Consider the following 18,639-nt stretch of genomic DNA (forward strand, 5'->3'; position numbering starts at 1 on the left):
CCTTTAATGGCCGTGCGTTTGTTCCTGTTGTGATCCTGATTTGATTAACGTGTAGGGGGGCGAAGAGGCAAGCGTATGACGAAGAGTGAATATGTATTGGCCAAGTATGAGTCGTTTGTTAACCCGGGGCTGGCGAAACTGTTGCGGTTTATGGGATTGTCGGCTGTGGAGCGGGAGGCGCAGGGCTCAATTGTCACCGACTGGGAAGGCAAGCGGATGATCGATTGCGTGGGCGGGTATGGCACGTTTGCGTTCGGCCACCGACATCCGCGCATTGTGCAGGCGGTAGAGGAGCAACTGCACAAAATGCCGCTTTCCAGCAAAGTCATGCTGTGTGAACCGATGGCCGATTTATGCGAAAAATTGGCGCAGATCACACCCGGCGATTTGCGCTATACGTTCGTTTGCAACTCGGGAACGGAGGCGGTCGAAGGAGCGATCAAACTGGCCCGTATCGCGACGGGAAAAACGAAAATCATTTCGATGTTCAATTCGTTTCACGGCAAAACGTACGGTTCTCTGTCGGCCTCGGGCAAAGAGCTGTACCGGGCGCCGTTTGAACCGCTTTTACCAGGGTTTGTGCATGTTCCGTTTGGAGACTTGGAAAAATTGGAAATGGCGATCGACAAACAAACGGCTGCCGTACTGCTGGAACCGATCCAAGGGGAAGCGGGCGTGATCGTTCCGCCTGCAGGGTACTTGCGGGCGGTGAGAGAAATGTGCGACCGTAAAGGCGTTTTGTTGATTGCCGATGAGGTGCAGACGGGCATGGGGCGGACCGGTCGGATTTTTGCGTGTGAAGAAGAGGAGGTGACGCCTGACATTCTCTGTTTGGCGAAAGCGCTCGGCGGCGGTGTCATGCCGATTGGGGCTTACATCGCACGCAGTTGTCTGTACGAAGCTTACCTGCAGGCGCCTTTGTTGCATACCTCTACATTTGGCGGAAATCCTCTCGCATGCGCTGCGGCAAATGCGGCAATAGACGCATTGCGGGAGGAAAAATTGGCGGAACAGGCTGCCGTAAAAGGGGACTATCTGATCAAACGACTGCAATCGACGGCAGACCGTTATCCAGGAACTGTAAAGGAAATTCGCGGTCGAGGCTTGCTGATCGGAATCGAATTTACTTCCCCGGAAATTGGCGGGCTGGTAATGGCCGAACTGATCGAAAACGGCGTGTTGACCGCATTCGCCTTGAACAAACTGCAGGTCACCCGGATGGAACCGCCATTAACGATCGAGAAAAGGGAACTCGAGCAGGTGGCGGATGCATTTGATGATGCGCTGCAGCAGGGATGTGAACTGTTGGAGATTTCCTGATCAGGCGACGGATGTAAGACGGATTCTCATATGCGACGGAGGGATGTAAATTGCCGCTGGTGGAAGTGCAGGAAACGATTGAAGGCCGGCCGGACGAAATTTATAACTTGTTAAAAGATATGGAATCCTATCCGAAGTTTATGCCATCCCTGAATGACGTGCGGGTCGTCGAACAGGGAGACGGATGGACCATCACCGCCTGGGATGCGGTGTTAAACGGGCAGTCATTCAAGTGGCAGGAACGGGACGAGTTTATGGAAGACGATTATCGAATCCGTTATACGCAAACGGAAGGCGATTTGAAAAAATTCGAAGGCGAGTGGCGATTGGAACAAAACGGCGAGCAGACGGTCGTGCGGCTGACGGTCGATTTTGATTTTGGCGTTCCCATGTTGTCGGGACTGCTCAATCCGGTAGCGAAACTGAAGTTGAAACAGAACAGCGAGTCGATGCTGAAAGCGGTCAAACAGCGTTTCGAAGGAAGAGGAAGAACCTAACTGCTAACTAGGAGATGACCGAATGGATACGTTTGGATTTGTGGTGCACCCGCAAGATGTATCAGATGTGGCGAAAAAGTTCCCCGCTTTGCAAAACTGGCCGCCGTCCCTTTTGGAAAACATGATGCGGTACAGCCCTCCCATTCTGGTCGATCATTTACGGTATATTGAGTCGGAACACAATCGGGCGGAAGGCTGGTTTGTGGCGACAACGTTGACAGCCAGACAGATATTGGAACTGCCGCTGCAGACGGTGCTGCAAAAAATCATCCGGGCCGGCAGACGGGCGGAACGGGCAGGCGCTAAAATTTTGGGGCTGGGAGCGTTTACTTCCGTTGTCGGTGATGCCGGAATCACGATTGCCAAACATCTGCGAATCCCTGTCACAACAGGTAACAGTTACACGGTAGCGACCGCTATTCAGGCCACCAGGCAGGCAGCGGTTCTGATGGATATGGAACCGGAAAAATCGGAATTGGTCGTTGTAGGGGCTACCGGTTCGATCGGTTCAATATGTGCCCGCATGCTGGCTCCGCATGTAGGAAAATTAACGCTGGTTGCCCGCGATCAGAAGAAACTGGAACATCTGGCAGGCCTCATCATGAGTGAATCGGGTAAATCAGTGGATATTTCAACAAATCCCCGGCAGACTGTCCGCCGTGCCCACATCATCGTGACTGTAACCGGGAGTCCGAATGAAGTGATTTTTCCGGGCGATTTACGCCCCGGAGCGTTGGTTTGCGATGTGGCCAGGCCGCGTGATGTGGCAAAAGCAGTGGCGGAGCAACGGTCGGATGTACTGGTGATCGAGGGAGGGCTGGTGGAAGTTCCGTCCGATTACGCTTCCAAATTGCGTTTTGGCCTGCCAAAGGGGGTTGTATATGCTTGCATGGCGGAAACGATGCTGCTTGCATTGGAAAGAAGGTATGAGTGCTTCACACTGGGTCGTAATATTTCAATCGAGCAAGTAAGAGAAATCGATTCAATGGCGAGAAAGCACGGATTTAAGCTGGCCGGTTTCCGCTCATTCGAAAGACAGCTGACACCAGAGATGGTACGAGCGATTCGGCAGCAAACAACGCTGCAAGCCGGTGTCGGTTCAGGCCAACCGGAGAGTCGTCAGTAAGATTTTTACAAAAAATAATTGACAAATAATTGTATAGTTTGGTATATTAATCGACGCGTGAACATCGCTTCGCGCTGAACGGGGTTTTGATCTGGTTTAGGGGATTTCATACGGACGAATCAACTGAGGAAACTGGATGGGGACGAATCCCATTTTTTATTCATGGCGAAGCGAATTCGTCATGCACAGGCAGGACAGCAAGGGTGGCTGTCAAATTCGACAGCGCAGGTGGGGCTGTCGAACTGGCCGGTCGTTTGCTCTGCTGAATACAGCGGGTGAATGGCTGGCCCTTTTGTTAACTAAAAAGCTTTGTGCTGAGGAGACAGGGTTGCCGTCTGCACGGTATATGCATTAAACGGCTCTCTTACCGTGTGACCGAAGCCGGACACGGAACGGTGTATCACATACGCTGCAAATCACTTGTTCCGAAACGGTTCGTTTTCGATCTACACTATGAGAGCCATGCATGCGAGCCGAAGGTTACGGTCTCCTTTCTTGTGGCCGTGGTGGAGCATTCTTTGTATTGACAACTGTACAATTCATAAAGTAATCTTAGACATATAATCTATTTGAATAGTGTGGAACCGCTCTTATCAAGAGTTCGGCTGAGGGACTGGCCCGATGAAGCCGCAGCAACCGACTTTACGGGAAAGCAGGCAGCCAGGGCTGCTGCTGCAAATGACCGTATGTAGCACGGTGCCAATTCCGACGAGAATCTGATTCTCGAAAGATGAGAGAGGGTTGCTGGCGATACATAGCAAACCTCTTTCTCCAGAATGAGAAAGAGGTTTTTGTATGTGGACCCTCGCAGAGAGAGGTTTCAGGGAGGAGCGTAAAGATGTACCAAATTCACGGATTAAGAGAGAAACTGCAGCTTGGCAAAAGTGTTGTGACAGTCGAATTGGAGCCGCCGAAAGGGGCCGATCCGATGCCGACGATGCTCACTGCGAAACATCTGCGGGGGTATGTGGATGCTGTCAATATTGCGGATTCGCCGATGGCGACGCTGCGAATGAGTCCGATTGCACTGTCTCATATTGTACAGCAGGATCTTGGGTTAGAGGCGATTTTTCATCTGACCTGCCGCGACCGAAATATTCTGGGCCTGCAGTCGGAGCTTTTGGGGGCCGCCGCATTGGGCGTGCGGAACATTCTGACATTGACGGGCGACCAACCAAGCCGGGGCGATCATCCGGATGCACAGGGTGTATTTGAAGTCGATGCGATCGGGCTTGTGAATATCGCCAAGACTTTGAATGAAGGACAGGATTTGGCGGGTAAATCGTTGAATGCGAAAACCGATTTTTTTATTGGAGGAGCAGCGAATCCGGGTGCGGAAGATCAGGAAGTGGAATTTTCCAAGCTGCGGGCCAAGACCTCAGCTGGTGTCCGGTTTGTGCAGACACAGCCGGTGTTTGACGTAGAGACGGCGCTTCGTTATCAGGAACGGGTCGAAAAAGAGGGACTGCCTGTTTATGTGCTGTTCGGGATTCTGCCGTTAAAGAGCGGTAAGCAGGCGCGATTCCTGAATGAAAAAGTGCCGGGAATCAGTATTTCTCAGGAAATTATTGATCGCGTGGAAGCATTTGGACGTGAAGCAGGCGTGGAAATCGCACAGGAACTTTATCATGCGCTGAAACCGCATGTGGCGGGGGTCCATCTGTATCCATTGAACAATTTGCAGACCGTTTATGACGTGCTGGACATCCGGGTGGATCAGTCGGTAGCGCTGTAAGCCGGAGGCTTCTTATCAGGAAACATATCCTTTCCCGCATCACAGGAGTGGTGCGTTGAAACACATAAATGAGGTGAAGTAAAACGCCCTGGAACGACTGGTCATTCCAAGGCGTTTTACTATCTTAGCCGATAGAAATTTATATATTTTATCCTATTGACATAAGATACTTTGCCTCGCCTGCGCTTGGGCCTGGCGAACCAAGTTTTCTTTAGGGCAAAATTGTGTATGATATAATTTAATATAGAAGAAAGAGTTTGCACAAAGCGAAGGGTGATAATCGTGAGTTCGCCTATAAATCATCCAAAGCGGAAGTATAGTTATCAGGACTACATGAACTGTCCAAATGAAGAACGCTGTGGAAGGTAAGACAGACGAACAGATTACGAATGTCGTACAGCCTGATATCACTGTGGTTTGTGATCCGAAGAAATTGGACGACAAAGGATGTAAAGGAAGTCCTGACCTGATCATTGAAATTCGCTCCCCATCAACAGGAAAGATTGACCGTTGGATCAAGTATAAGTTGTATGAGTCTGCAGGAGTTAAAGAATACTGGATTGTTGAGCCAGCCAACAGTACAATCGAAGTTTTTACCTTGAATTTGAAGGGTTGCTATGAATTGAATGCAGTTTATGGGAAAGAGGACAAGGCAAAAGCTGGTATTTTCGATGATCTGCTGATTGACTTGCAATTGTTTTCAAAGAATAATAATTTACTACGTCCTAGCGGGCTTAGAAGAGCTTTTTGGGACGTTTTGCCGTTATTGGGATAAACTTTAATTTGTATCGTGCGGGTCCAGGCATTATTTAAATTGATGAGGAAGTCAAACTGGCGGACACCCGGTGGGGAAAAGAAAATTCGCGTTTAATAACGCGAATTTCCGGAGTAGAGATAATGATTCACTTTATTTGGCCGCTTTGCTCGGAGCCGGAACCGGTTGACTGCTGTTCTGTTTCAAGTGCTGCACAAACTGTCCGATTCGGCCAAGCGCTTTTTGAATGTTTTCGGTAGAAGTTGCGTAAGAACAGCGAACAAATCCTTCGCCGCCTTCGCCAAAAACGTTGCCTGGCACGACGGCGACACCGTAGTGTAAAAGCTGTTCCGCAAACTGTTCCGAAGTCAAGCCGGTGGATCGAATGTCAGGAAACGCATAAAAAGCGCCTTTTGGCTCGTGACAAGCCAAACCGATATCACGAAATCCTTTGACAATCAAACGGCGTCGCTGGTCGTATCGTTCGACCATGTGGCGCTTTTCCGATTCGCCGTGCAAAAGCGCTTCCAGTGCGGCTTTTTGTCCCATGATGGGAGCGCACATGATGGTGTATTGATGAATCTTCAGCATTAAATTCAAAATTTCGGGCGGTGCGGCAGCATAGCCGATTCTCCACCCGGTCATCGCGAACGCTTTCGACATCCCGCTGATCACAACGGTTCGTTCTTTCATGCCAGGCAGTGATGCGATGCTGACATGCTCTCCTTCGTAAGTCAACTCTGCGTAAATTTCATCTGAAACCACGAACAGGTCATGTTCGATCACTACGTCGGCAATCGCCTGCAAATCCTGCCGGGTCATGATGGCTCCCGTCGGATTGCTGGGGAAGCAGAGAATCAGCACTTTTGACTGAGGCGTAATTCTCGCCCTTAGATGTTCCGGCATCAGACGAAAGTCATCTGCCGCGAATGTGGGTATGCCAACCGCACGACCGCCCGCCAACACCGCGCAGGGACGGTAGGACACGTAGGCAGGTTCCGGAATCAGAACTTCATCTCCGGGGCAGATCAGCGTGCGCAGGGCGATATCGATCGCTTCGCTGCCGCCGACGGTGACCACCAATTCCTCCGGGTCGTACTGCAGATCGAATTTTTGCAGGTAATCGGCGATTGCCTTTCGTAATTCGGGCAATCCTTTATTGGATGTATACGTGGTAAATCCGCGTTCCAACGAGTAAAAACAGGCCTCCCGCACATGCCACGGAGTTACGAAGTCAGGTTCTCCCACCCCCAGCGAGATCACATCTTCCATTTGGTTGGCCAGATCAAAAAAACGGCGAATGCCCGATGGGGGCAACGTTTGGACAACGGGAGACAGTCGATCATAGAGGGAACTCACGGCGCGATCACCAGCCGTTGATCATCTTCGTGATCGTCAAAAATGACGCCGTCCGATTTATATGTTTTTAAAAGAAAATGGGTAGTCGTCGAATTGACGTGTTCGACAGTTGACAGCTTCTGGGCAACAAACCGGGCCACGTCTTGCAAATGATTTTCTTCTACGATCACTTGAAGATCATAGGCGCCTGACATAAGGGAGACAGACTTGACTTCCGGGAACCGGTAAATTCGCTCTGCGATCGCGTCAAAACCGACCTCGCGCTGCGGTGTCACTTTCACGTCGATGACGGCGGTTACTTTTTGTTTTTCTACTTTGTCCCAGTTGATGACAGCCGAATAGCGGAGAATCACTCTTTCTTTTTCAAGCTGTTGAATGATGGAAGTTACTTCAGCCGTTTCGATGCCTAGCATCGTCGCGATCGTTTCATGCGAAAGCTGCGAATTTTCATGAAGCAGGTGAAGAATTTGGTTGCTCGTGCTGTTTATGTCCATTTCAGTACCTCGCGTATCCTAATTGTCTTTTATCTATTATGTCAAAACTTCTCGAAAGGAGAAAGAGATTTTGGGAAATTTTTCGTTTTTTTTGCGGGGAGGCCGTCTCGTTATTTCTGTTATAATAGGGAACTGCAAGGTAAAACGGGATAACGTCCGCGTGCGGAGAGTGGGGTCTGGATGAGTTCAGTTCGAAAACCTTTACCGAAGATAAGCGGGCTGCTGGTCGGCGGCTTTATCGCAGCTATTGCCTGTCTCGCTGTATTTGCCAATTTGGCGGAAGATGTGATAGAGCCGGGAACCATCTCATTTGACCAAACGGCCGGCGATTTGCTGCGAGGAGTTGCTGCCCCTTGGTTGACCAGAGGGATGATCGCGGTAACCGAATTGGGCTCGTTATATGTGCTGCTTCCGCTGTTTGTCATAGTGGTCGGGTATCTCTGGTTCCGATTGCACCGCTTCTGGGAAGCGATGATGTTTGTGATCAGCGGTATCGGATCGCTCGCCCTGAATGTGATTTTAAAGCAGCTGTTTCAGCGTTCCCGGCCCGACCTGCAGCATTTGGTGGAAGCGGGCGGATACAGTTTCCCGAGCGGTCATGCGATGGTGGCGGCCGGATCTTATGGGATGCTCGGCTATTTGATCTGGTATTTCCTGCGAAAACAAGGCAGGCCCAATTGGTATGTGCCGATTTTAACGGTGGCGTGGGTACTGCTGATCGGAGTAAGCCGGGTGTATCTGGGTGTTCATTACGCAAGCGACGTATTGGCGGGCTTTGCAGCGGGCGGTTTCTGGCTTTTGGCCTGCATTTTTGCGCTGCATTTGATTCGTTACTATAAATCGTAGGGTGAATGTAAGTTCAGTAACAGGAATCTACCGGATTGGTGATGGGAATGACAACACGCGAAAATATCAAGGGAAAATTGGCGCTGCTGCCCGCCAAACCGGGCGTCTATCTAATGAAAGACAAGCATGGCGAGATCATTTACGTCGGCAAGGCAAAAGCGTTAAAAAACCGTGTGCGCTCTTATTTTGCAGGATCGCATGACGGCAAGACACAACTGCTTGTTTCAAACATTGCCGATTTTGAATATATTGTGACCGATACGGTCGTGGAAGCGTTGATTCTGGAAAACAACCTGATCAAAAAGCACACACCGCATTTCAACATTGCGCTGAAAGACGACAAGACGTATCCGTACATTAAAATTACGAACGAAGAGCATCCTAGGCTGGAGATCGTGCGGCGGGTCAAAAAAGACGGCGGGCGCTATTTCGGGCCTTATCCAAACGCAGGCGCCGCGGCTGAGACAAAGAAACTGCTTGACCGGTTGTACCCGCTTCGCAAATGCGTGAAGTTAAAACCGAAAGTCTGTCTGTACTATCATATCAACCAATGTGTCGCGCCTTGCGAATTTCCGGTGGATCCGAATGAGTATGACCGGATGGTCAAGGAAATCAGCCAATTTTTGAATGGCGGGCACAACGTGATCAAACAGCAGTTGACAGAAAAGATGCAAACAGAAGCGGAAGCGCTCCATTTTGAGCGGGCGAAGGAACTGCGTGACCTGATTCAGCATATTGACAAAGTAATGGAGAAGCAAAAGATCGACCTTGGCGACACGGTCCACCGCGATGTGTTTGGCTACTATGCGAACAAGGGCATGATGTGCGTCCAGGTGTTTTACGTTCGCTCCGGCAAGCTGATTGAGCGTGACGTAGCGATTTTTCAGCATCACGGCGAGGAAAAAGAAGATTTTCTGTCATACGTCACCCAGTTTTATTTTGAAAATGCGGATCTGCCGAAAGAGATTTTGCTGCCGATCGGCCTTGATACCGATGTGATCGAAGAGTGGCTGTCGGTTAAAATCAGAGTGCCGATGCGGGGCGACAAGAAGCAGTTGGTCGACATGGCCTGTGAAAATGCAAGAATCGCCCTGGAAGAGCGCTTTAAAATGATGGACCGCGACATGGACCGGACGGTCCGCGCGGTACAGCAGTTGGGTGAAATTCTTGCGATTCCAACGCCGGTCCGGATCGAATCGTTTGACAACTCGAACATTCAGGGAGCCGACCCGGTGGCGGCGATGGTGGTGTTTATCAACGGCCAACCGGCGAAAAAAGAATACCGAAAATACAAAATCCGTACCGTGCAAGGTCCGGATGATTACGAGTCGATGCGGGAAGTAATCCGCCGCCGGTTTATCCGCGCTTTGAAAGAAAAGCAGCCGCTGCCCGATCTTATTGTCATAGACGGCGGCAAGGGGCAGATTCATGCGGCGCTTGACGTGTTGGAAAATGAGCTGGATCTCGAAGTGCCCGTATGCGGATTGGCGAAAGACGACCGTCACCGCACCAGTCAGCTTTTTTTCGGGCATGAACCGGACCCGCTGCCGATTGATCGTTCGTCACAGGCATTTTATCTGCTGACGCGTATTCAGGATGAAGTGCATCGCTTTGCGATTGCGTTTCATCGCAATACGCATGGGAAAGAGGCGATTCGCTCGGTGTTGGACGACATACCGGGCGTAGGGGAAAAGCGCCGCAAGCAGCTTCTGAAACACTTCGGGTCGCTTGATGCGATAAAAGGAGCGCCTGTCGAAGAATTCCGCAAGATCGGGATCGGCGACAAACTGGCTCGGGAGATTTTGCAATTTTTGCGGCAGACGTGAAGAATTTCGGAAACCAAACATGAAAATATAAATTGTGGACAAAAATATAGAAAAGCTAAAAACTTCCCAATAGCGCCAGAAAACCAGAAGACGGGAAGTGACCTGCTTGTCCACGGAACGATTGATTTCATTGGTTGCTTGGTTGATTATGGCGTACTTGCTGTGGAAATTTGTGCCGCGCAATAAAATCCGGGAAGCGCACGTTATTTTTCTGTTTAAACAGGCGATGACGTGGGTTTTTGGCCTGATGGTGGCCCATTGGGAGCTGATTGAATATCCTGTGCGAATCTTCGCGGGGGGAACCCAAAGCAGTTTTACGTATGACTATTTTATCGATCCGTCGATCGCTGTGTTATTTAACCTGCGCTACCCGGAAAACGGAGGGAGATGGCGAAAATTTCTGCATTACGTCATTTACTGCTCCGCTGTCGTTTTTCCTGAATGGATATTGGAAGATTATACTGACTTGATTGAATATAAAAAATGGGCCTGGTATTGGTCCTGGATTACCCTGTTTGCAACGCTTTTTATTTCGCGCCAGTATTACCTCTGGTTTTTTAAAATTAAAAGGTAGACCGATTGGAAAGCGAATGATATAATACGTTTAAAATTGAACATGAATTATAGATTGCCTCATCTCTGAAGGGGTGAGGTAGAGGCGCGAACGATCATGAGTAGCTTTGACGAGAGACGGGTTCTTGACGACTCATCGCGAAAGGGATGTTCGCCGAAGCGGACATTTACCCGGAATGTCTGGCTGGGTCTGCACCGAACAGGTGCAGGACTGTCACTGCAGATTCCCCTGATCTGCCGTGGAGCACTATCTCACTGAGATGACAAAGGGGAGTGGAATGGGTCTGTGGTTAGCGGTGCCTGTGGGCGCGGCAGCGGGCCGATTTTGCCAAGAGGAGGCACTATGACGCCAGTATGTACACAAGGCGGCAGTAGACAGGTGACTCTGAATCAACCTTCTATTGCCGCTTTTATTGTTTGGAGGGATTATCCCTATTACCAAACGGGATTCTGTAAAATTTGAGAATAGATGCAAGGAGTGGGGAGTGTGGCTTTAATCGTTCAGAAGTTTGGGGGAAGTTCCGTAGCGAGCCCCGAACACATCAAACGGGTGGCGAAACGCGTGGCCTCGACAGCTGATCAGGGACATTCGGTGGTTGTTGTTGTATCTGCGATGGGAGATACGACTGACGATCTGATTGAACTGGCGGAAAAAGTATCCAGCAAACGGTCCGCTCGTGAAATGGATATGCTGTTGACAACCGGCGAGCAGATTTCGATCGCTCTTTTGGCGATGGCGCTGCAGGATATCGGCAAGGACAGCATTTCCCTGACGGGCGGTCAGGCAGGCATCCGGACAGAGGCGGTTCACAGCAAAGCTCGCATTACCGATATGAACCCGTCCCGGATTCATAGTGAACTGGCGAAAGGGAAAATCGTTGTGGTGGCCGGCTTTCAGGGCGTAACGGAAGCAGGCGACATCAGCACATTGGGACGCGGCGGCTCCGATACGACCGCAGTTGCTTTGGCGGCCGGACTGAAAGCGAATCTTTGCGAAATTTATACAGACGTGGAAGGCGTGTACTCGACCGATCCGCGTGTTGTAAAATTTGCCCGCAAGATTCCGGAAATCTCGTATGACGAGATGCTGGAACTGGCCAATCTGGGGGCGGCCGTGCTGCATCCGCGCGCCGTCGAATACGCGAAACAGTACAATGTGCCGTTGATGGTTCGTTCGAGCTTTACTACAAATCCGGGAACATTGGTGAAAGAGGAGGCCGTTATGGAAAAAGGGATTGCAGTGCGCGGCATCGCGCATGATCTGAATGTAGCAAAAGTGGCATTGGTATGCGTGCCAAATCGTCTGGAAAATCTGCAGACCGTTTTTGAAACGTTGGGCCAGGAAAGCGTCAATGTCGATATTATCGTGCAAAGCGTTGTGCAAAACGACTGTACGGACATTTCCTTTACCGTAGCCAAAAACGATCTGGACCGCGCGTTGGAAGTGTTGAACGATTTGCAATCCAGGCTGGGGGCGCAGGAAGTCATTAGCGAACAGGGTGTGGCGAAAGTGTCGATCGTTGGAGCCGGCATGATCAGCAATCCGGGTGTGGCGGCTCAGATGTTCAGAACGCTGACGGAAAACAACATTGAGATCAAGATGGTCAGCACATCGGAAATCAAGGTTTCCTGTGTGATCGATGCCAACGAAGTGCACAAAGCGGTGCAGGTGCTGCACACCGCGTTCAACTTGGACTCGGTGGAAGTGGCCACGGTGGCGAAGTAAGCAAGATAAAATCAATAGTGACAATATCGCGGAAACCGGCTATGGAATCTTTTCCAAGCCGGTTTTCCTTGCCTGTAAACAATTTAACTGTTTTTTAATCATCCTGTTGTAAAAAATGATATACAACTGATTTTTTGCTGTTTGACTAAAAATTACGAAGAAAGCAAAGGTGAAAAAATGTCTCAAGCGATACATAAGCCTTGGATTCAAAATATAAAGGAACGCAGAAGGGGATTTTTAGCGATTGTTTTAGCGGTGGTAATCATTTTGATGGGCATCTGGAAAATGTATCATATCCTGCCGAATGACTTTCATACGCGTCAGTTTAAATTTTTATTTAAAAATTACGGTTCGTTGGCTCGAATTGCCCTTTTCTTTGTTCTGGCAAACTATATATTTGCGTTGATTGTTCAAAAGCGGCTGGCAAATCGTTGGGATATCCTCAAGAAATGGATGATTTCTTTGTCCCGGTTTACTCGTGCGTACCATACTCCGATTGCTATCCTGGCCATCGGGCTGATCGTTCTTCATGTGGCTGGGGCTTTTCTTTACGGTTTTACGTTTGATTTCTATTACCTTAGCGGATTTCTTGCTTTATTGGTTCTTCTGCCTGTTCCAATATCCGGGTTGTTCAGATATCGAAGAATGGACCGAAAATGGCATTTGCGATTCGGATTGGCTTTTGCAGTTCTATTTCTGATTCATGCGTTTCTGTAACTTCAGTTTCCCGAAACTGAAGTTGATGTTTTCCTCGTTAATGACTTCATATATTCAATTACTTACTCACTCAGATTGGAAGTACAATTCGGACAACGCGTCGCTTTCAAAGGAATCTCACTGATGCAAAACTGACATTGTTTGGTGGTAGGGGCCTCTTCCTCTCTGCGGTGAAAACGGTTGATCTGGCGAACCGCCAGAAAGATGATGAACGAAACAATCAGAAAATCAAGCACGTTATTGAGGAACTGTCCATAGTTGAGGGTCGGGGCACCAGCTGCTTTGGCCTCTGCCAAACTAGCATAATGCCTGTCAGATAAATTGATATACAGATTGCCGAAATCGACTTTTGCCAGCAGTAAGCCGATCGGCGGCATGATGATGTCGTTGACCAGCGATGTGACGATTTTTCCGAAAGCGCCGCCAATGATGACCCCGATCGCCAGATCCAACACGTTTCCCTGTACGGCGAACTTCTTGAATTCTCTGAACATCGCAATCATCTCCCAAGATTTCTTTGCAGTGGATTTTCATCAAAAGTAGCATATGCATGCGAAATGGACAACCACGGTGAGCGGTGCATGCAGAATGTCTGGGGCTTCCGATCTGTCTTGACGTTTTGTGCGGCAGCGTGTTACACTCGTTTCAAGATTTTCTGAACGAAATAGGTGAACTCTTATCTAGAGTGGCGGAGGGACTGGCCCGATGAAGCCCGGCAACCGGAATCGTACGGAACGGATCGTTTCGATTCTTGGTGCCAATTCCTGCAGAATCATTGGTATTCTGGCAGATAAGAGGTGGTGCGACAATAAAGCCCCCTCTTGCGGAGGGCTTTTTTTATTGTTAATTGTTTTTTTATTACGGACTATGACAGTTGCATTCTAGAGGGAAGGCGAGGTGATCGCATGGCCGTTCAACTTGAAGAAGTCGCCCGAAGGGAATTCCAGTTGCCGGATATGATGTTGCAAAGCGGACAATGGTTGCGCAATGCTGTTCTGGTTTACGAAACATTCGGAACGCTGAATGAGCAAAAGGATAACGCGATTCTGGTTTGTCATGCGCTGACAGGGGATTCTCATGCGGGCAGCACGAGCGGCAACCCTGGCTGGTGGGATGGTTTGATTGGTCCTGGCAAAGCGCTTGATACAGACCGTTACTTCATGATTTGCGCTAACGTGCTGGGGGGGTGTTCCGGTTCCAGCGGACCCGCCTCAGTGAATCCGGCAGACGGGAAGCCTTATGGCATGCGATTTCCCGTTGTTACCATACGGGATATGGTGCAGGCACAGTATTATCTCGTCAAAAGTTTTGGCATCGACCGCTTGTTTTCAGTAATTGGCGGTTCCATGGGCGGCATGCAGGTTTACGAATGGGCGGTCAGTTATCCGCAGATGATGGAAACCTATATTCCGATTGCGACATGCACCCGTTTTTCCTCGATGGGCATTGCCTTCAACAATGTGATGAAGCAGGCAATTCTAAACGATCCGGATTGGCATAACGGCGATTATTACGGTCGCTCGTTTCCCGAAAAAGGGTTGAATTTGGCCCGCCGTTTAGGCATGATTACGTACCGCAGCTTCGAGTTATATGAGGAACGGTTTGGGTTGTCGATGGTGTCGAGCGACGATCCGTATGCGATGGAGTCTCAGTTTCAAGTGGAACAATATTTGAGTTATCAGGGGTCGAAGCTGGTCAAACGGTTTGATGCCAATTCGTACTTGTATCTGCTCAAGTCGATGGATCTGCATGATATTTCACGTGGCCGCGCTCCCTACGAATCGGTTTTGGAACAGATCGAAGCGAAATCTTTAATGATAGGCATTGATTCGGACTTTTTGTTTCCGGCTAGCGAGATGGTTGGAACATACGAATTGCTGAAAGCAAAAGAGAAATCGGTCGAATACCGGGAAATCCGTTCTGTATACGGACATGATGGATTTTTAATTGAATTTGAGATTATGAATGAATGGGTCGGAGGGTTTTTGGAAAAAAACAGATAACAAACGATGCGGGCGATAAGCCCGCATATATTTTTGCTATTTTGCCCAATTTAGGAAAGACCGCTGAATATGTCTGTGAAGGCTGTTTTTTGCTGAAAAACAATTGTTACATTCTTGACACATCTGTAAATAAGTGCGAATATTTTCTTGTGTATTTGATTGGTAAGGATTGTTTATAGATAAAAGGGGGCACATGTTAGCAGAGAAGAACAGTCTTGTCAGCATGGTGAAAATTTTAAGGAAAGCAGATTACAAGTGGAATTTCGGAGGGAGGACCAGAACTCAGTGGTACAACAACAAAAAGATTTTTGGTTCCGAAGGTTGCATTCGTTATTGGGCGTGTTGCCAGTAGGCCTTTTTTTGCTTTTTCACTTATTTACGAACGCAAAAGCCAGAGGCGGGGCGGATCATTATAACCAAGCGGTGGCAGATATTGCCGGGATCCCGTTTCTGCCTGTGGTAGAAACGATCTTTATTTTTCTGCCGCTCCTGTATCATGGCGTTTATGGGATGTTTATCGCGTTTACTTCCGGATACAATGTCGGTCAGTTTTCTTGGTTCCGCAACCAGATGTTTGTTTGGCAGCGTATTACAGGCGTTATCACGTTTATTTTTGTTGTTTATCATTTGTGGACAACCCGTTTCAGCGGAAATGCTCCCAGCTTCGATATGGTGGCAACGCTTGTCAACAGTCCGTTCACATTCTGGTTTATGATCATTGGGGTTGTAGCGGCCGCTTTCCATTTTGCAAACGGCCTCTGGAGTTTCCTGATTCACTGGGGTTTGACAGTAGGTCCCCGCTCGCAGCGCGTATCGGCGTATGTTATGAGCGGTATTTGGGTGGTAATTTCATTCCTTGGAGTTAGCGCTTTGGTTGCGTTTAAATATCCTGGAGCGTAAAGGAGGGGCAGAACAATGAGTCAACGAGTTATAGTTGTGGGCGGCGGCTTGTCCGGTTTGATGACAACCATCAAAATTGCGGAAGAAGGCGTGCCTGTTGATCTTTTTTCACTAGTTCCCGTTAAACGTTCGCACTCCGCTTGCGCGCAAGGCGGTATTAACGGAGCGGTCAATACAAAAGGGGAAGGAGACTCCCCGTGGGAACATTTTGACGACACGGTTTACGGCGGTGACTTTTTGGCAAACCAGCCGCCTGTTCTGGCAATGTGTGAAGCGGCTCCCGGCATTATTCACCTGTTGGACCGGATGGGCGTTATGTTTAACCGTACACCGGAAGGATTGTTGGACTTCCGCCGCTTTGGGGGCACAAAACACCACAGAACGGCGTTTGCCGGTGCGACAACTGGCCAGCAATTGCTGTACGCGCTGGATGAGCAGGTTCGTCGCTTTGAGGCGGCCGGACTGGTTCAAAAATATGAGGGCTGGGAATTCCTGTCGATGGTACAGGACGAGGAAGGAACTTGTCGAGGTATTGTAGCGCAGGATTTGCGTTCAATGGAAATTCACAGTTTTGTCGGTGATGCGGTGGTTTTGGCAACGGGTGGACCTGGTTTGATTTTTGGTCGTACCACAAACTCGATCATCAACACCGGTACGGCTGCCAGCGCTGTGTATCAGCAGGGCGTCAAGTACGCAAACGGAGAGTTTATTCAAATCCATCCGACTGCCATTCCGGGCGACGACAAGCTGCGTTTGATGTCCGAATCCGCTCGTGGCGAAGGCGGACGCGTATGGACGTATAAAGACGGTAAACCATGGTACTTCTTGGAAGAAAAATATCCGGCTTACGGAAACCTGGTTCCGCGGGATATTGCGACTCGTGAAATTTTCCACGTTTGTGTGGACATGGGACTTGGCATAAATGGCGAGAACATGGTGTATCTGGACGTTTCTCATATTCCGAAAGAAGTGTTGAACGTCAAATTGGGCGGTATCCTTGAAATTTATGAAAAATTTGTCGGGGAAGATCCGCGCAAAGTTCCGATGCGCATATTCCCGGCCGTTCACTATTCGATGGGCGGTTTGTGGGTTGACTACGATCAGCACACGAATGTGGAAGGATTGTTTGCAGTCGGCGAATGCGATTATTCGCAGCACGGAGCAAACCGTCTGGGTGCAAACTCGCTATTGTCCGCCATCTATAGCGGCATGGTGGCTGGACCGAATGTAGTTCATTATATTAAGGGCATGAAAAAAGCTTCCGGCGACGTAGCGCAGCACCTGTTTGAAACAGAGCGCAAGAAACGCGAAGAACAGTATGAAAACATTCTCAAAATGGACGGCAATGAAAACCCGTACCAGATTCACCGCGAATTGGGCCAATGGATGACTGACAACGTTACGGTGGTCCGCCACAACGACCGGTTGAAAAAGACGGACGAAAAGATTCTCGAGTTGATGGAGCGCTACAAGCGGATCGGCATGGCAGACACGTCCCGTTGGGAAAACCAGATGGCGCCGTTTACCCGCCAATTGTGGAACATGCTTCAGTTGGCCCGCGTGATCACGATTGGCGCATTGAACCGTAATGAGTCCCGCGGTGCTCATTACAAGCCGGAATTCCCGAAGCGGGATGATGCAAACTGGCTGAAAACGACAATTGCGAAATATAGTCCGGACGGCCCGGTTTTTGAATATGAAGATGTTGATGTTTCTCTGATTCCACCGCGGGAGCGCAACTACAGCGTGGATAAGGAGGAGAGCAAATCATGAGCGAACAAAAAATGGTTCACGTTATTATTGAGCGGCAAGACTCGAATGATTCCGTTTCTTATACGGAAGAGTTTAAAATTCCGCAGCGTCCCGGCATGAACGTGATTGCCCTGTTGATGGAAATTCAACGGAATCCGGTCAACGCGCAAGGCAAAAAGACCGCCCCGGTTGCATGGGAATGCAACTGCTTAGAAGAAATTTGCGGCGCTTGCATGATGGTCATCAACGGCAAACCGCGCCAGGCTTGCTCCGCGTTGGTTGACCAGTTGGAGCAGCCGATTCGTTTAAAACCGGCTCGCACGTTCCCGGTCGTTCGTGACTTGGTAATTGACCGGTCCCGCATGTTCGAGGCGTTAAAACGTGTCAAGGCTTGGGTTCCGATCGACGGAACGTATGATCTGGGGCCTGGTCCCCGCATGGCGGAACGGGATCGTCAATGGGCGTATGAACTGTCCAAATGCTTTACTTGCGGTGCATGTGTTGAGGCGTGTCCGAACGTAAACGACAGAACTTCGTTTATTGGCCCGTTTGCGATCTCGCAAGCCCGTCTTTTCAACGAGCATCCGACCGGTGCCATGCATTCGCATGAGCGTCTGGAAGCGCTGATGGGAGAAGGCGGCATTCATGAGTGCGGCAACTCGCAAAACTGTGTGCAGGTTTGTCCGAAAAATATCCCGCTGACTACCTCAATCGCGGCGATGAACGGACAGGTTAACCGTTATGCACTGACCAGTTGGCTGCGGAAATAGCTTTACACGTGCGAAAATAAACTTTACACCTTCTGTTTAGACCTTCTGCTTCGTGAACGGGTGCTGCCCGGTTCACTCCGGCAGAAGGTCTTTTACAGTTGGATTTGATTCAAATAAAGCGATGAATGAGATTTTCTTAAAATTGTTGATGCCTGACTGCACCAACAAATGCAACTTGACATAGTATAATTTGACTGTATCCCTTGACCTTGTCAATCATGACCCGAGCAAGGAGGGATCG

General features: G+C 49.4%; 17 protein-coding genes and 3 riboswitches. Of the genes, 14 read left to right on the forward strand and 3 right to left on the reverse strand.

The genetic code is table 11. The features are described 5' to 3' along the window. Positions 1-75: 75 nt before the first annotated feature. The 5 genes from skT53_RS17710 (at position 76) to skT53_RS17730 (ending at position 5,453) form a co-directional block, all read left to right on the forward strand. Positions 76-1,320 carry an aspartate aminotransferase family protein gene (locus tag skT53_RS17710; protein ID WP_200759090.1) on the forward strand — a complete coding sequence of 415 codons (1,245 nt, stop codon included), beginning with the start codon at positions 76-78 and terminating at the stop codon, positions 1,318-1,320. Positions 1,321-1,379: 59 nt separating this feature from the next. After that, positions 1,380-1,817, forward strand: a complete 438-nt coding sequence (locus tag skT53_RS17715) for a type II toxin-antitoxin system RatA family toxin (protein WP_226375470.1) — start codon at positions 1,380-1,382, stop codon at positions 1,815-1,817. Between the two features lie 22 nt (positions 1,818-1,839). Next, entirely contained in the window at positions 1,840-2,943 is a 1,104-nt protein-coding gene (locus skT53_RS17720; protein ID WP_200759092.1) for a shikimate dehydrogenase, read from the forward strand. 587 nt (positions 2,944-3,530) lie between these two features. Next, a riboswitch (SAM riboswitch) is annotated at positions 3,531-3,680 on the forward strand. 101 nt (positions 3,681-3,781) lie between these two features. Continuing rightward, entirely contained in the window at positions 3,782-4,678 is an 897-nt protein-coding gene (locus skT53_RS17725; protein ID WP_200759093.1) for a methylenetetrahydrofolate reductase, read from the forward strand. Positions 4,679-5,024: 346 nt separating this feature from the next. Beyond that, positions 5,025-5,453, forward strand: coding sequence for a Uma2 family endonuclease (locus skT53_RS17730; protein WP_200759094.1), 429 nt, complete (start codon positions 5,025-5,027; stop codon positions 5,451-5,453). Between the two features lie 132 nt (positions 5,454-5,585). On the opposite strand, the gene skT53_RS17735 is transcribed toward skT53_RS17730, so the two are convergent. Beyond that, on the reverse strand, positions 5,586-6,791 hold the full coding sequence (locus skT53_RS17735; RefSeq protein WP_200759095.1) for an aminotransferase class I/II-fold pyridoxal phosphate-dependent enzyme: 1,206 nt from the start codon (positions 6,789-6,791) through the stop codon (positions 5,586-5,588). Then, the gene (locus skT53_RS17740) at positions 6,788-7,285 is read right to left on the reverse strand and encodes an Lrp/AsnC family transcriptional regulator (RefSeq protein WP_200759096.1); all 498 of its coding nucleotides are present in this window, start codon (positions 7,283-7,285) and stop codon (positions 6,788-6,790) included. The genes skT53_RS17735 and skT53_RS17740 overlap by 4 nt, the downstream gene beginning before the upstream one ends. A 180-nt stretch (positions 7,286-7,465) precedes the next feature. Between skT53_RS17740 and skT53_RS17745 the strand changes: the two genes are divergently transcribed. From skT53_RS17745 to skT53_RS17765, 5 genes are all read left to right on the forward strand, one after another. Beyond that, on the forward strand, positions 7,466-8,131 hold the full coding sequence (locus tag skT53_RS17745; RefSeq protein WP_200759097.1) for a phosphatase PAP2 family protein: 666 nt from the start codon (positions 7,466-7,468) through the stop codon (positions 8,129-8,131). A 47-nt stretch (positions 8,132-8,178) separates the two neighbouring features. After that, a complete protein-coding gene (gene uvrC, locus skT53_RS17750) occupies positions 8,179-9,957 on the forward strand; it encodes an excinuclease ABC subunit UvrC (protein ID WP_200759098.1) in 1,779 nt (592 codons plus the stop codon). Positions 9,958-10,063: 106 nt separating this feature from the next. After that, positions 10,064-10,531 (forward strand): CBO0543 family protein, encoded by a 468-nt coding sequence (locus tag skT53_RS17755; RefSeq protein ID WP_200759099.1) that lies wholly within the window; start codon positions 10,064-10,066, stop codon positions 10,529-10,531. Between the two features lie 71 nt (positions 10,532-10,602). Next, positions 10,603-10,788, forward strand: a riboswitch (Lysine riboswitch). A gap of 229 nt (positions 10,789-11,017) precedes the next feature. Beyond that, positions 11,018-12,256 carry an aspartate kinase gene (locus skT53_RS17760; protein ID WP_200759100.1) on the forward strand — a complete coding sequence of 413 codons (1,239 nt, stop codon included), beginning with the start codon at positions 11,018-11,020 and terminating at the stop codon, positions 12,254-12,256. 177 nt (positions 12,257-12,433) lie between these two features. Then, positions 12,434-12,973, forward strand: coding sequence for a hypothetical protein (locus skT53_RS17765; RefSeq protein ID WP_200759101.1), 540 nt, complete (start codon positions 12,434-12,436; stop codon positions 12,971-12,973). A gap of 62 nt (positions 12,974-13,035) precedes the next feature. Here the strand turns inward: skT53_RS17765 and mscL are convergent, their stop codons facing one another. After that, positions 13,036-13,467, reverse strand: coding sequence for a large conductance mechanosensitive channel protein MscL (gene mscL / locus skT53_RS17770; RefSeq protein ID WP_200759102.1), 432 nt, complete (start codon positions 13,465-13,467; stop codon positions 13,036-13,038). Between the two features lie 179 nt (positions 13,468-13,646). After that, positions 13,647-13,770, forward strand: a riboswitch (SAM riboswitch). A gap of 108 nt (positions 13,771-13,878) precedes the next feature. Here mscL and metX point away from each other — a divergent pair. The 4 genes from metX (at position 13,879) to sdhB (ending at position 18,398) form a co-directional block, all read left to right on the forward strand. Further along, positions 13,879-14,976: a homoserine O-acetyltransferase MetX gene (gene metX, locus skT53_RS17775; RefSeq protein WP_200759103.1), complete on the forward strand. Its 1,098-nt coding sequence runs from the start codon at positions 13,879-13,881 to the stop codon at positions 14,974-14,976. 285 nt (positions 14,977-15,261) lie between these two features. Continuing rightward, positions 15,262-15,876 carry a succinate dehydrogenase cytochrome b558 subunit gene (locus skT53_RS17780; protein ID WP_200759104.1) on the forward strand — a complete coding sequence of 205 codons (615 nt, stop codon included), beginning with the start codon at positions 15,262-15,264 and terminating at the stop codon, positions 15,874-15,876. Positions 15,877-15,891: 15 nt separating this feature from the next. Beyond that, complete coding sequence (gene sdhA / locus skT53_RS17785; RefSeq protein WP_200759105.1) at positions 15,892-17,649, forward strand: succinate dehydrogenase flavoprotein subunit; 1,758 nt, start codon at positions 15,892-15,894, stop codon at positions 17,647-17,649. After that, positions 17,646-18,398: a succinate dehydrogenase iron-sulfur subunit gene (sdhB, locus tag skT53_RS17790; RefSeq protein ID WP_200759106.1), complete on the forward strand. Its 753-nt coding sequence runs from the start codon at positions 17,646-17,648 to the stop codon at positions 18,396-18,398. Before sdhA ends, sdhB begins: the two co-directional genes overlap by 4 nt. Positions 18,399-18,639 lie beyond the last annotated feature (241 nt).

The sequence above is a fragment of the Effusibacillus dendaii genome (assembly GCF_015097055.1).
GTDB classification, from domain to species: domain Bacteria; phylum Bacillota; class Bacilli; order Tumebacillales; family Effusibacillaceae; genus Effusibacillus; species Effusibacillus dendaii.